The sequence below is a fragment of the Streptomyces sp. SID11385 genome, assembly GCF_010548245.1.
Classification (GTDB): Bacteria; Actinomycetota; Actinomycetes; order Streptomycetales; family Streptomycetaceae; genus Streptomyces.
On sequence record NZ_JAAGLR010000919.1, the window covers coordinates 1 to 3,028 of the forward strand.

3 protein-coding genes and 1 pseudogene are annotated in these 3,028 nt (G+C 75.8%); all 4 read left to right on the plus strand.

Annotated features, from left to right (window positions below):
* Positions 1 to 591 (plus strand): type II secretion system F family protein (locus G3I42_RS28150; RefSeq protein WP_203607461.1); only part of this gene is annotated, 591 nt, incomplete at its 5' end.
* A gap of 176 nt (positions 592 to 767) precedes the next feature.
* Positions 768 to 1,412: a type II secretion system F family protein gene (locus G3I42_RS28155; protein ID WP_343244691.1), complete on the plus strand. Its 645-nt coding sequence runs from the start codon at positions 768 to 770 to the stop codon at positions 1,410 to 1,412.
* A gap of 1,177 nt (positions 1,413 to 2,589) precedes the next feature.
* A complete protein-coding gene (locus G3I42_RS37920) occupies positions 2,590 to 2,838 on the plus strand; it encodes a DUF4244 domain-containing protein (RefSeq protein WP_343244692.1) in 249 nt (82 codons plus the stop codon).
* A pseudogene (locus G3I42_RS28165) lies at positions 2,831 to 3,028 on the plus strand (hypothetical protein); the annotation flags it as partial. The gene G3I42_RS37920 and the pseudogene G3I42_RS28165, both read left to right, overlap by 8 nt.

The window sequence follows — 3,028 nt, forward strand, 5'->3', positions numbered from 1 at the left end:
CGGGTGCTGCGCGCCCGGGCGGCGGCCGGGGCGCGGGCCGCCCGGGCGGACGCGGTGGTGGTGCTGTGCGGCCTTCTGGCCGGTGAGGTACGGGCCGGGAGCGGACCGGCCGAGGCTTTGGCCCACGCGGTCAACGCCTGCGGCGACATCGGCCCGGGACGTGCGGACATCCTCGCCGCGGCCCGTTTCGGCGGGGACGTCCCGGCGGCACTGCGTGAGGCGGCGCGGATGCCGGGGGCGGAAGGGCTGGTCGGCCTGGCCGCGTGCTGGCGAGTGGCGCTCGACCGGGGCGCCGGACTCGCGGTCGGTCTGGAGCGGCTGGAGCGCGCGCTCCTCGCCGATCGTGACCAGCGTGCGGACCTCCTCGCGCAGTTGAGCGGGGCACGCGCGACGGCGGGGCTCCTGGCCGCGCTGCCGCTCCTCGGGCTGCTCCTCGGGTCGGCGGTCGGAGCCGCACCGTTGCGGGTGCTCTTCGGCTCGGCCCCGGGGGCGATGTGCCTCGTGATCGGGAGCGCGCTGGAGGCGGTCGGCGTGTGGTGGTGCCTGTGGCTCGTACGGCAGGCGCAGCGCGGAGCGGGGGTGGCGCGGTGAGCGCGGAGGTTGTCCACAGGGTGGGGATCGCGGTGTGGGTGCTGACGCTGGTCCTTCTCCCGCGGGTGCTGCTCGCCCGGCGCCGGAGTGTGGTGGCGCGGAGCCGCGGTCGGCGGCTGTGCGGTGCGGTGGGGAGCGGTTTTCCGCTCCGTAAAGGCATCCGGGCGGGGCCTGCTATGGCACGGCGTTGGGTGTGCGTCCTGGGGGCGGGGTGCACCGTGTGGTCGCTGGTCGGCGGTACGGCAGGGGTTGTCTGTGGACTCACGGGGGCCTTCCTCGTGCACCGGTGGATGCGCGCCGACGACATGCGTGGGCCGATAGGGAGGTCCGCGGACGGCGGGCTGGCGAAGGGCCTTGGGCGACCACGACGGCGAGACGGCGGGACTCCGGCCGATCTGCCGCTCGCGGCGGACCTGCTCGCCGCCTGTGTGGCGGCGGGGGCGGGGCCCGTGGAAGCGGCGGAGGCGGTGGGCGGCTCGCTCGACGGGCTGGTCGGGGAGCGATTGCGGCACGTGGCGGCGGAGATCCGGCTGGGCGCGGAACCGGAGAGGGCCTGGGCCCTCTTCGGCTCGCTGCCCGGAGCGGGCGGGCTCGCGGGCCTGCTCCAGCGCGCCACGACCTCCGGCGCCCCGGTCGCGGCACCGGCCCTCGCACTCGCGGCGGACTGCCGTGCCCGCTGGGCGCGCACCGCCGGCGCGGCGGCCCGGCGGGCCGGGGTGCTCGTGACGGCGCCGCTCGGTCTCTGCTTTCTGCCGGCCTTCCTGATCCTCGGGGTGGCGCCCGTGCTGCTCGGGCTGGCAGGGGAGTTGACGCGTCGCTGAGCGGAGCGGCGACGAAGGACAGCTCGACGGGCGGACAGCCGGTCGAGACGGAGAAGAAACCAAGGAGTACGCGATGAGGAACGACGTGAAGGCTGTACGGGAGACGCGGGGCAAGGGCGCGGGTACGCGCGGAACGGCCGCGCGAGGCAAGACGCCTGGCAGGAGGCGGGGCGGTACGGCCGCCAGGGGCAGGGCTCGCCGGGACCTCGGGGAGGAGCGTTTGGTCATCGCTCGTGGCTGCCGCGCTCTCGCCGCCGGTGCGCGTGAGCGGGGCGCTCCGGGAGATTTGCGAGCGGAAGACCTCCGGGCGGGAGACCACCGGGTGGGCGTTCAGCAGTTGGGAGATCGCCAGGCGGGCGATCACTGGTCGGGCGATCACCGGTCGGCAGGTGCGGTGGCTCGACCCGGTGGCGACGGGGCGCCGGGGTGCAGGGCGCTGAGCGTGCGGGGGGCAGGGGACACCGTGGGGACGGGGCGTCCGAAGCGGAGCCGTCTTGCGAACCCCACGGAGGTGAGCGATTTCTCCACGCAGCCCCTTCGCCCCGCGGAGCCTGACGGCCCGGTGAAGCCTGTGGGTTCCGTGGGATCTGTCGGTTCCGTGGAGTCTGCTGACCCGGTGAAGCATGCCGGCGCGATGGAGCCTGGCGGTTCCCTGGAGTCCGACGGCCCGGGCGAGGTGAGCGGTCGCGTAGACCCCGGCCGTCCGGCGGAGGTGAGCGGTCCCGCAGAGCCCGGCGGCCCTGTGGTAGAGAGTCCCGCGGAGACTGGCCATCCTGCAGACGCAGGCGGCGCTCCGGGGATTGGCGGTCCCTCGAAGACCGACAGCCCTGCGGAGTCGGCCGATTCCGTGGTGCCGAGTGATCCGCCGGGGGCTGTGCGCGCGGTGCCGGGTGCCGGGGGGCGGAGGGCGAAGGGCGGTCGCCGCAGGCGGCGTACGAGGCGGGCCGGGGTGGACGGCGCCTCCGCCGTCCGTACTCATGTGTCGAGGCCCGTGGACGCGCGGTCGTCGGCCGGTGGTGGTGCCCCGGTGGCTGTCGGGGCCGAGGAGCCGAAGGCAGGTCCTCCGCCGGTGGACGAGGAGCGTGGCGCGGGGCTGGCGCGGGCCGGAGCGGAGCTGACGCGAGCGCGGCGTCGTGCGGAAGTGCTTGATCGTCAACGGTCGGCCGGGCGCGGGAGCGTGGACTTCGCCCGGTACCACCGCAGGGACGCGGCGCGGCGGGAACTGATGCGGCGCCGGATCCGCTGGACCCTGCGGCAGGCGACGAAGGGGGTGAGGGAACGGGGTGATCTCGGGATGGCGACCGCCGAGTACGCCGTCGCGCTGCTCGCCGCCGTGGGGCTCGCCACGGTGCTCTACAAGGTCGTCACGGGCGGTGCGGTGCGAGCGGCTTTGCAGGCCGCGGTGATGAAGGCGCTCCATGGGTGAAAGGCGGGCTGCCGGGCGGCGTGCTGCGCGGGCCGCCGCCCGGTGGCGCCGCTCGCTCGGCGTCGCCCCAGCGCGCGGCGGTGACAAGGGGACGGTGACGGCGGAGTCCGCGGTGGTGTTGCCTCTGCTCGTGGTGGTGACGCTCGCCCTGGTGTGGGCGCTGTTCGCGGCGGCGGCGCAGGTGCGGTGC

What these genes read in the sequence shown, in the direction of transcription:
- G3I42_RS28155 (WP_343244691.1), top strand. Translation starts at nt 768, where the DNA reads ATGGCACGGCGTTGGGTGTGCGTCCTGGGGGCGGGGTGCACCGTGTGG.